General features: G+C 39.4%; 9 protein-coding genes. All 9 read right to left on the minus strand.

Features of this window, described 5'->3' with window-relative positions:
* Positions 1-199 precede the first annotated feature (199 nt).
* The gene (locus RI844_RS09760; protein WP_348398259.1) at positions 200-409 is read right to left on the minus strand and encodes a hypothetical protein; all 210 of its coding nucleotides are present in this window, start codon (positions 407-409) and stop codon (positions 200-202) included.
* Between the two features lie 14 nt (positions 410-423).
* A complete protein-coding gene (locus RI844_RS09765; protein ID WP_348398260.1) occupies positions 424-957 on the minus strand; it encodes a fibronectin type III domain-containing protein in 534 nt (177 codons plus the stop codon).
* Positions 958-966: 9 nt separating this feature from the next.
* Positions 967-1,920 (minus strand): hypothetical protein, encoded by a 954-nt coding sequence (locus RI844_RS09770; RefSeq protein WP_348398261.1) that lies wholly within the window; start codon positions 1,918-1,920, stop codon positions 967-969.
* A gap of 12 nt (positions 1,921-1,932) precedes the next feature.
* Positions 1,933-3,423: a CBM96 family carbohydrate-binding protein gene (locus RI844_RS09775; protein ID WP_348398262.1), complete on the minus strand. Its 1,491-nt coding sequence runs from the start codon at positions 3,421-3,423 to the stop codon at positions 1,933-1,935.
* Between the two features lie 348 nt (positions 3,424-3,771).
* A complete protein-coding gene (locus tag RI844_RS09780; RefSeq protein WP_348398263.1) occupies positions 3,772-5,271 on the minus strand; it encodes a sulfatase family protein in 1,500 nt (499 codons plus the stop codon).
* 37 nt (positions 5,272-5,308) lie between these two features.
* Entirely contained in the window at positions 5,309-6,922 is a 1,614-nt protein-coding gene (locus RI844_RS09785) for a sulfatase family protein (RefSeq protein WP_348398264.1), read from the minus strand.
* Between the two features lie 259 nt (positions 6,923-7,181).
* Positions 7,182-8,777: a sulfatase family protein gene (locus tag RI844_RS09790; RefSeq protein ID WP_348398265.1), complete on the minus strand. Its 1,596-nt coding sequence runs from the start codon at positions 8,775-8,777 to the stop codon at positions 7,182-7,184.
* Positions 8,778-8,958: 181 nt separating this feature from the next.
* Positions 8,959-10,263 carry an ATP-binding protein gene (locus RI844_RS09795; protein ID WP_348398266.1) on the minus strand — a complete coding sequence of 435 codons (1,305 nt, stop codon included), beginning with the start codon at positions 10,261-10,263 and terminating at the stop codon, positions 8,959-8,961.
* 99 nt (positions 10,264-10,362) lie between these two features.
* Positions 10,363-11,058 carry a response regulator transcription factor gene (locus RI844_RS09800; protein WP_348398267.1) on the minus strand — a complete coding sequence of 232 codons (696 nt, stop codon included), beginning with the start codon at positions 11,056-11,058 and terminating at the stop codon, positions 10,363-10,365.
* Positions 11,059-11,215: the final 157 nt, after the last annotated feature.

The following is an 11,215-nucleotide window of genomic DNA, read 5'->3' on the forward strand; positions in this document are numbered from 1 at the left end:
GCTGGCCATAGCTATTTGCACTTTATACTTCTGGATATTTTATAAATTAAAGACACGTACAGGTTTCTTCGTGATTTTCAATATTTGCTAAATACACCATTTTCAGAAGACAAAAAAGCAGTGCGAACACTGCTTTTAAAATCAAACTAGCCGATCAATAGTAGAAAAAAAAATTTCTCATATTGCAATTAGCCTAAGGCTAAATGATATCAGAAGGACCAGTATCTGAATTCATCGCTTTTGAGGTTTTTGGTGTCATCAACGCAGTAACGCCAATGGGAGTTACTAACGCAAGTTTACCGAACTTTTTAATAAAATTGCGACGTGTGTCATTATTGGTTTGGGTTACACCTTGCTGCTCTTCTTCCAGAATACTTTCTAAACTCTGTTTGTTTTTTAATTCTTTCATGATCATTCCTACAATTAAGATGCACTATCGTTAAACAACACTTGTTCTTTACTTAAATCAGCATTGATTTGAATTGATAAATTACTGCCAATACCATTATTTACCGCTTGTACTTTGTAGTGATAATGACCATGTTCCAAGCTTTCATGGCTGAAACGGGCTTTAGTCGAGCTAAAAGATAAATCTTGTTCGCTAACAGTTTCACTCTTGCTGTAATAAATGTTGTAACCAGTAGCACCTTTAACAGGCATCCAGTTTAAATTCACATTATTACCATCGCGATTAATTCTGATTTTACCTGGCACGCTCATAGTATTATCAACAACATCAACACTTAACGGTTTGGCATATAAAACTTCATTTATACTGCCAGTATCTGCTGGTAGGGTATCTTGTGTATTGTTGCTAGTATCAGTAGGCGCTTCTTGAACATCACTTGGTTGCTCTACAACTGGGCTTGTTAATGTATCTTCCACATCTGCTGTTTCACTGCCGCCACAAGCAGTCAGTAATATCGTAACAATTGAGATTAATGCTATATTTTTCATATTAATTCCTTAAAGGCCGTTATTACCGGTTAACACAAGAGCTCTACCGACAGTGTCAAAATAACCAGTGTCGCCTTGACCAACAAAGTTTAAATTTCCTGATAATGAAGTACTTACTCCAGTAGAAAATTGACGCTTAGAGTCTGTCGTTGTTACATGATAAAATCGTAATGCTAGGCTATGCGGGGTAACATCGTTAAAATCATCTGGTTGTATTGTAATTGTCGAGGTAAATGTTTGATGTATCGCACTTTGGCCGTTGAAGGAATAATCTTCGTAACCGGCAGCAGCCACTTCAGCAGGCGTTAACGTCACACCTGTAATGGTCGGAGTATTGTCAATTTTCCCGTAGGCAGCGGCGGTTTTAGCGGCACAATCTTTGCTGGCTATGTCACAGTCAAACAGGTAAGCCTGGGCAACAAGTGGTTCATAGGTTAATACGGTCCAGGTAACTGTGTAATCCTGGTCTTCAGACGCGTGATCAAATAATTGGTTATTAGCCAAAGGATTGCCTAAATCATCCAACATAACTACATTTTCAATGACTGGCGATAATCGTCTAGATGCCTGTTCTGCGCTTGCTTCTTTGTAATAATTACTTAAATAAATAGGCAATACATCGCTAGATAAAGGGTCGGAAAATAGAATTAACTGGCTATCAAAGCTGGCAGACGGTAAGTAATCAATAATCACAGAACAAGAGTTGGTTTTGGGAAGGATGCCCACACAATCAGATGTATCAACCGTATAAGTTGTGGCCGCATTGCCCATTTGGTTAGTAATAGTAAAATCTCCCGCGACAATGGTTGCATCTGCAGAGTGTCTATTTTTAATGCTAACTTGTTGGCTTAAACCGGTATTTGTCGAAAATACCAGGGTATTGTTTGAAGCTGTAATTTCTGCATTGGCAACATTGATTGCACTTGCCGCCAGTAATAACGTGAATGTTTTTATAAGTTTCATAGGGGTTCCTCGTTATGGCTGCTGCCAAATGATGATTTTACGACCAAGCTTTCCGATCATGTCCAAACCTTGTCCACCAGGGACTATGGTAGAAATGGATGTATTACCAAGAGCGATATCAAGCTGTGAACGTTGATATAAACGCAACACTATTGCGTCGGTATCGGCGTAACCTCCATCGACATATTCAGGCATGGTCAGCTTTATTGAATACTCATAACTTTGTGACGTCGCTGTTGCATAAGTTAAATCACTAGTACTGATACTCGTTTCTTCACTTTGTTTGTTCCAGACTAATATATCAGAGGTACTTTCAGCACAGCTATTATCAGCCGTTGCACAAGCAAACAACGCAGCATAGGTTTGATAACCCTCACCATAACCTTTCATGCTAAAATTAATGGTATAGGACTTTCCAGGCTCAAGTGTTCCTGTAGGAGCGGTTGAGGTTAAATCATCAATAACGCTGATATTGGTAACCACTGCCGGTACTCGTCTGATTGCCTGTTCTTGATCGCTTTCGATTTGACTCACAAACACAGGAAAAATAGGAGTGACGCTACTGTTACTGGCGATATTCACAAAACCAAATTGTGGTGACTCGCTGCTATCGTCTATGCCATTACCCGCTTCCACGGTAAAATTACAACTTGCGCCTGGAGGTAATGCCGCTGAGCTGCAGCTATCAGAACTGATAATAAAACCAGGAGTACTGGCGTTTGTAATACTTGTAATGTTTAAGCTTCCCCCTTCATTATTAGTCACCGTCACTTGCTGTTGTAATTTATTACTTTCCCCCACTAACGGCGCTACCGTGATCACATGCGCTGGGGATACATCAATTCCGGGGCTCACAACGCCACCCGTTAGGGTAAGTTCTAAATCAGCACTATTAGCAAGATTATTCTTAGAAAAAAATTGCACAATGCTGGAGGTTGCAGCATCGGTAGTTAGCAATAAGGTATAGGTACCTTCTGCAGTAATGGCAGCAGACAGATCAAATTCAAACCATGAATCCGCACTAGAACCTAATACCACCTGGCTTGAAAGCAGTGTTGTATTGGTTAAATCAGGTGCATTATCCCAGGTAAGTCCAGAGCCATCATTTTCAACGGTGTCAGCTTCTTGCCAAGTGTTACGGTTCACACCATTAAGCAGCTTTACATCGATAACCGTGGGCACAAGCAGATCTTCACTAGAAACCTGTTTTAATTTTAGTTTCAACGTTGCTGTATCTATGGTAGCACTACCTAAATTTGACACCGTAAATTTAAGAAATGCGATGCGACTTCCCGCAGAACTGTTGATGTCTCTAATTTCAACGAAACCTCTATCATCAAAGTTATCGCCTGATTTACTTGCTGGTCGAATATAACTATCTTCACTCACATCAAAGGTTACTGTGGTAGCTGCCTGAGCAACGCTTGAAATTATTGCACTCAAACTCAGCACTAAATAGTTTGCCCATTTAAGGTAACTATTATGTTTATTTTGTATTCCCATATTATTATTTCCCCGAGCTATTATCACAAGCTACACCATGAACATTTCTGTTTATTATTTATATACAACACACTATATTTACATTTGTAAATGAAAGTCAATAAAAATCGGATTATTATAAATTTAAAACACAAAATATTGTAAAGACATGGAAATGATCGGGTTGATTTTATGCTGATTACTGGTTGGGTTAGCTTTACAGAACTCTTTATGACCTCATACTTAGGTTTTCTCCTTACAAAGATTTGTTTAGATTTTACCAAGGTAAGAAAACAAAAAAGCCTATTGATATACCAAGTTGGTAATATCAATAGGCTTTTATGCTTAAAAATTACAATCGTTTAAACGCTATTTTTTTGGCCAAACATCTACTGGCTTAAAGTTATGATCGTTGTAATCACTACCACTGTGACTTTGCTTTGCTGAAACTAAAAACGCTTCAAGCTGTTTACGCATTGCTGAGGCGCGCTCTGGATGCTGGGCAATAATATCCTTGTTTTCAGCGCGATCATCGACCATATTATAAAGTTCTTCTTTGGTTGCTTTTTTACCTATAGACAGAACTAACTTAAAGTCGCCATCAATCAAGGTAGCCGAGTTGCGATGTCGAAAAGGAATTGGCTTGCTGCGTTTAAAGTTGCTATCAGCGCCACTTAGTAAAGGAAGAAGACTCACGCCATCAATAGGACGATTATCGGGCATTTTATAATTAACTAAATCAGCCATTGTTGGTAAGTAGTCAAGTGTAGAGCTTTGTTGTGGCATAATTGTATTTGGCTTAATTTTACCAGGCCAAACAGCAACAGTAGGTACTCTTACCCCACCTTCAAATAACGAACGTTTTCTGCCCCGCAGGCCGTCAGTTTCTCCAGCGTAGCGATCTTTGCCTTTTTTGACTTTATCGGTTTGAGCTGCCGAAACTTTGCCTTCTGGGCCATTGTCACTGGTAAATGTGATCAGGGTATTGTCAGCAACGCCTAAGCGTTCTAATTCAGCGCGCAGTCGACCAATTTGTTCGTCCATCTCAGTGATAGAACCGTAATAATGAGCAACTCCATCTTTTACGCCCTTGTCGGTGTAAAATTTGTGATGTTCTGGGCTAGCTTGCACAGGCGCATGCGGTGCGTTAAACCAAATAACTGTAAAGAATGGTTGTTTATTAGCAACCGCTCCTTCAATAAATGGTAAAACTCTATCCATAACAATTTTACCTGCGCCGCCTTTTAAGCTTACATCATCCATATCAAGGGCAACGCCATTTTCATAAAAAGGGTTTTTGTCTTTTTTCTGTTTGCCTTGCTTTTTCACCGCCTTGGGGTCAACCCAAGTGGCAATAGAAGATTCAACTACAAACGATTGATCATATCCATGCCAAGCTGCTGGTGAGTAATTTTCAACGGGTTTGCGCGACGGTCCTTTAGGGGAATCTGTCTTACTTAATGTGCCTAAATGCCATTTGCCAAAATGACCGGTTGTATAGCCTTTGTCTTTGAGAATTTCTGCAATGGTAATTTCTTGCTTAGGTAGGTGGCCTACATTGGCACCAAAAATACCATAGCGAAAGTAATGTCGACCGGTAAGATAAGTACCTCTTGTTGGAGAGCAAACCGGGCCGCCGGCATGAAAATTGGTCATAATAGCGCCTTCTTTTGCTATTTGATCCAAGTTCGGTGTTTGAATTATTTTATGACCATTAAAGCCAGTATCACCGTAGCCTAAATCATCAGCCATCATTAGAATGATATTAGGACGACTCCCTTCTGACTTAACGCCTGCAACAACAGTACTACTAATGACCAATGCTGTTAAAGTAAGCATTGCTTTAAAGCCTTTATTTAGTTTCATCATTTCTTTATTTCTTATTTGTTGATATAGAAGTCAATTACTACAGTTTTACCTGATCACCCAAGAGTTTTTGCCACTTTAATTGTAACTTTTCATCAATGTCATTGTTTTTCGCAGGTGCATCACCATTACTACGCCCTTTATTAATATAGCCCTTCAGTAATTTACTTAAATTACCAACAACTTCAGGATGCTGAGCATGAACACTAGCTCGTTCAGTAGGATCGTTTTGCATATCAAATAATTGAATATCACCAGCATTTTTAACTGGGCTATTGCTATCTTTAGGGTTTAAACGACGTGTTCCACCACGCTTGTGTAATATCAACTTCCACTTTCCTTGTGCAATAGAGTAAAAGCCAGCGTCCGAGTGATACACGATTCCACGGTTTTTATCATCCACCTTTTTCCCCTGTAATACCGGTAAAAAACTCACACTGTCTTCACCAGCATTATCCGCAAGTGTTACACCATTAATGTCTGCTGCTGTAGCCATCATATCGACTAGTGAGCCATGATAATCGGTTTTGGCGCCAGCTTTAACCACGTTAGGCCAACGCACAATAAATGGCACACGATGACCGCCTTCATATAAGGAGCCCTTAAGGCCGCGATAATCCATACTTGAAAAATGTCCCTGCTCTTGCATCTTATCTAGTTTTGCCGCTGGCGAAGTGCCATTATCAGAGGTAAAAATGACCATGGTATTATCCGCAATGTCCATTTTATCAAGGGCAGCTAATAAACGACCAATTTCATAATCCATCTCCAAGGTGAAATCACCGTGATCTGATAAACCACTTTTACCAATAAAGTCTTTGCTAGGGACAATGGGGGAATGTGGCGAATTAAGAGGAATGTAAACAAAGAAAGGTTTTTTGCTATCTGTTTTTTGCTGTTGCTCTATCCAGTTAATCGCTTTATTAATGAAGGTAGTTTGCACTTGATCTTGTTTAAACCTTTTAGCCATCCAACCGTTTTTTGCCCTGATCAAACCTGCAGCTCTTACTGCCTTAGCATCTTTTAGATAAACCAGTTCCCCTTGTACCTTATCGTTCTCAATATAGGCGTGTGGGGACATGTTCAGTGATGCTGAAATGCCGTAGTAGTAGTCGAAACCGTTGGCATTAGGACCATTTTTTATCGGCTTAGTAAGATCAGCATTTTCACCAAAGCCCTTGTGAATTGATTTACCATCACTGCTGCTCATATCCATACCTAAATGCCACTTGCCGGTCATTGCGGTAGCATAACCCTGTTTTTTTAACAGTGAAGGAACGGTCTCACGAGCTGGATCAATAAGGTGCTTGCTATAGCCACCATATACACCATTTTTTAAACTGGTTCGCCAGGCATAACGTCCGGTCATTACGCCATATCGGGTTGGCGTACAAACACTGGAGTTGGAATGAACATTGGTAAAAGTCATCCCTTCATCAGCCAGGCGTTTTAAATTAGGCGTAGGTATCTTACTGGCAGTATTATAGGCGGTAGTGTCACCTTGCCCCATATCATCAGCAAGGATATAAATAATATTAGGCTGCTCAGCGGCACTTAAGCTCGCAGATATGCTGCCCATGGCGATTAAGCTAGTGATGACTATCGACTTTAAAAAAGTATGTTCTCTTTGAAGACTAAAATTGACTCGATTCACGGGAATTCCTGTTAAAGTTTTAATTTATTGACTTTAGTTTGTTCCACAACTTAAATCATGACTTTTAAATATAATAACCAAATTACAGCGTGAGTATTTTATAGTCAATGGTAAAACTTTGGGTTTACATAGCTTTACACTAGAGCTTAATAGAATGATGTTAACAATTATAAAAAGTAGATTATTCAATGCGGTAGACATTCTATAGCAATATACCTAACCGCTATAGAGTGTCGTTTTTAGAGTAAAAAATTAGGGGCTATTCAGTAAATTCGGCAAAACTTCCAGGACGATTTTTCAGTTCTTCGGCAAGTTTCTGCTTTAGTTGTTCAACAATTGTTTTGTTTTCCGGGTTATCAATAACATTATTCTTTTCTTTTGGGTCATCCAAATAACGATATAGTTGATCGGTTGCAAAATAGTTCTCTGCGCCATAGGTTTTCACTACTAAGTGCTCTAAACCGCGACCTCCTGGGGTCCCCCCCATGTGCATCCATGGCAAATCTTTTGCACTTTTACCTTTAGTTTGAGCCAATTTTTTACGCTCAGACATTGGCATATCAAGCTTTTCTTGAGGCACTCTATAGGCGATATATTTCCAGCCATCTTTAATAATTGCACGGGTTGCGCCAATTTCAGAAACTAACGAATTACGCCACTTACTGTTGTCACCTTTATATAAAGACACCATACTGTTACCATCGGTTTTAGGCGCTTTTGACACTTGCGCTAACTCATAAATCGTCGGCGCAATATCGATATTTGCAACAATATCATTGATACGACGAGCACCTTTAAATTTATTACCAAACCAAACAAACGACGGCGTTAATGCACCACCTTGATACATGCTGCCTTTACCGCCTTCAACCCCATGGTCGTTAAAATAAAATATAATGGTGTTATCCAGCTCTTTAGTTTTTTCCAATTTAGTCATTAACGCACCTACGGCATCGTCTAACCAAAGAACATCAGCGGCACGGTTTTCTAGGCCATGCTGTTTAATTCTTTTAGTAATGCTGTCACGAGTCGGCTGCACATTTGGAAGTTCTTCATCGGCTAATAAGCCAACAGGAGTCATTCTTGGATCTCCTAGATACTTTTTGCCTTGTTTATGCGGGCCGTGCTCTAAGGTTGTGGCAAAATAAAGGAAGAATGGGTTGTCTTTTTTAACCGCCATATCAAGAAAGTTAATTGCACCTTCGGTGATCCAATCCTGATTATGTGCTTCTAACGCCTTTGGATATTGCCCAGGTACATTACCGGTATAAATTCTATCCGCATAATCAAAACCATTATCTTTATATGCTTTAATTTGTGCTTGCTGATTTTCACGCAGTTGCTTGATCACCTCAGCTTTAGAAACGTCAACGTTACGTTTAATTTTATGAATAATCTCGCTTTCATAAACATGATTCTTACCAACACCACCGGTAAAATAGCCACTTTTTTGTAGTACTTTAGCGATACTGTCATCATGCGGCTCAATATGAGTATTAAAAGCAACGTTAGCTTGCTTATATTTATCTAGATCATTGGTAAATCGACTATTGGTAGCACGGCTCGCAAGGTTACCGGTTAACACTGAAAAACGACTCGGCGTACACACAGTACTGGTTGCATACATTTGGTCAAAAATAATGCCTTCGTTGGCAAGTTTGTCAATATTGGGCGATAAGTTTAACGGCTTGCCTTGCTGGTCACGCCCTTCTTTTAAAAAATTAAAATCAATGCGATGTTGATCGTCAGTGACAATTAACACAATATTCGGCTGGGAGTTGCCATCTGCCGCCACATTAGTGGCCATGAACGAAGCTAACAGTAATGCAGTTATTTGGTAAAATTTACGATACATATTTTTCTCAATAGATTTATTTTTCTGATGACATTGTCACCAAACTGTCTATTAACGATAATAACCAAGCAAAAGCTAATTAACAAATACCTTTACACGCTCTTTACACTACACTTGAGCTGTAGATAATGATTACCAGGCACAAAAATACATTATTGCACTACCAAAATGCTGGTTAAAATTATGCGCTTTTTATCGGCAATTCTATATGCACAGCAAAACCATTTGGAAGGATATTTTCAGCCCATATTTTTCCCAGATGTGCAGCTACGGCTTTTTCAGCTATAGAAAGGCCAAGCCCGACGCCGCCAGATTTACGAGCCCGAGCGAGTTCAGGTCGGTAAAAAGCATCAAAAATAGTATTAATTTCCTCTTCCGGTACTCCTTCTCCATCGTCTTTTATGGTTATTTTGATCTGCCCATCTAACTCATGTTTATGGCAATAAACGTGAATATTTGATTTCGCATAGCGAATAGCATTTCTAATAATATTTTCCAAACAACTCAACAACTCAACTTTATTGCCAAGCATATAAATCCCCTTCTGCAAACTGCTATCAACGCTTATCCCCACTTGTTCAGCTTCAAATTTTGCATCATTAATCAAGGTAGTAACAAACTGGTGCATATCGATATATTCATTGCCTTTACGACAATGTAAATTATCTATTCGAGTAAAGTCCAATAATTCACTGAGCATCAAATTCATTCGATCGGCTTCGAGTTTTATTCGTTTTAACTCACTATTTAGCCCATCTTCATTTAATTTATTATCGGCAATACCAATGGCAATTTGCATCCGTGATAAGGGTGTTCTTAATTCGTGTGAAACATCACTTATCAGCCTAGTTCGCGAGCTTAATTGCTGTCCGATTTGCTCGCTCATAGCAGAAAAATCTTTTGCCAATTCGGCGAACTCATCGTTTCTGGCTAACAGCGATTGCAGGTTATTTTTGTCATTGATATTATTTGAAATGTCTCGCGTTGCCTGCTGCAATCGCTTTATCGGCCCCACTACTAAATAGGCCAATAAAAAGCTAAGAGGAAAACTAATTAAAAAAGCAGATATCAAAATACTGTAGGCGAACTCTTGAAAAAAAGCCGCCATGTAATCGCCGCTTAAAAAGGAAAATATTCGATGCGCATATACCCGGTAAGTAATTCCTGCAATTTCAACAGATAAGCCACCAAAGTAGATCCTCTCTTTAGTAGCAACAGACATTGGTAGCTGACTTTTCTGTACGTATTGATTGAGAGAGAGGATGACATCGGGTACCGGCTTTCCTAACCTGTCTGTGCCATTTGGGCTCAATACATAAACATTTTGCCATAAATGTGGCTTGTGCTGTTTTACCGTCAGTAGATACTTAGAAACTCTGCTAGTGATATCAGCAACTTGTTCGGTTAAGTGTGCAGGGGTTTGCTGATACCGAATACTGTCATTATTGAGCTGTAAAATAAAAAGGTTAAGGACAAATATCAACACAAAAGACAGCCAAAACCAGAGCAGTATCTTCCAGAATAAATTTGCCTTGATGAAATTGAATCTAATCATATCAAATGAAAGCTATCATCATGCTGTCGATCAAACGTCAGGATAAATTACGTATTGGTAACCAGTACCACGCACTGTTTTTATTCGCTCTCGTTCTTGTGAGTCCGGCCCCAACTTTTTTCTCAGGTTACTCACATGCACATCGATACTTCGATCATAGACCTTAAGTTGCTTACCTAATCCATTTTGGCTCAGCTCTTCCCTACTCACTAAATCTCCCGCCTTATCAATTAGCACCAACAATAAATCAAATTCAGTCGAGGTTAATTCAAGGTAGTCGTCAGCCAGCATAACCTGTCGACTGGTCTTTAAGACAGTGACATTGTCTAGCTGCATCACATCACTGTCTGATTTATTTGATTCAATGTTCAGGCTGCGTCTAGTTACGGCGCGTATCCTGGCAATGAGCTCGCGCGGATCACAAGGTTTGGCGATATAATCATCGGCTCCCATCTCTAAACCAGTAATACGATCAACCTTTTCCCCTCTTGCTGTTAGCATAATTACAGCAATGTCACTGTTTGTTCTCAGCTCTTTTAATGTGTCGAAACCGTTCAATTTAGGCATCATTACATCAAGGATCAGAATATCAAATACTTGAGTGTTTAGTATTTCAATGGCCGAGTGGCCATCTGGGACGGTTTGTACAGTCATGCCTTCTTGCTCAAGATATTCCTTGAGTAATTGGCATAGCTCTACGTCATCATCTGCGATCAATATTTTCATCGTTTTACTCTAACATACTTGTTATTGTCGATAATATTGAAAATTCTATTTTACAAACTTTTACAATATCTTAGAGGTCGCGGGAACAGCACTTTCGGTTATGGTTAGCAAACGAGTTTTCAATCGATTTATTAGTAATAGTGACAAAGCCTCCCCT

It is taken from the genome of Thalassotalea fonticola (genome assembly GCF_032911225.1).
Classification (GTDB): domain Bacteria; phylum Pseudomonadota; class Gammaproteobacteria; order Enterobacterales; family Alteromonadaceae; genus Thalassotalea_A; species Thalassotalea_A fonticola.